This is a genomic window from Sulfitobacter sp. HI0040 (genome assembly GCF_001634885.1).
GTDB lineage: Bacteria > Pseudomonadota > Alphaproteobacteria > Rhodobacterales > Rhodobacteraceae > Sulfitobacter.
The window spans coordinates 1-210 of sequence record NZ_LWEX01000345.1 but is presented as its reverse complement, the minus strand read 5'-3'; the positions used below and the strand labels follow the sequence as shown (position 1 = coordinate 210).

Annotated in this window: 1 pseudogene; it reads right to left on the bottom strand. The window is 57.6% G+C overall.

What is annotated here, in order from left to right:
• A pseudogene (locus A3728_RS15010) lies at nucleotides 1–210 on the bottom strand (elongation factor 4); the annotation flags it as partial.

Sequence of the window (210 nt, the reverse complement as noted above, 5' to 3'; positions counted from 1 at the left end):
CCGGTCGCGATGGACCATGGTCGACAGGGCGTCCACCGGCTCATCATTGACGAGGATCGACATTTTCACGAGGTTGTCCTGCCGGTAGCCGATCATCTGGTAATCAAAGCTGGCATAGCCCTTGGTGACCGACTTCAGCCTGTCGTAGAAATCGAATACCACCTCGTTGAGCGGCAGGTCATAGACCACCATCGCCCGGCTGCCGGCATA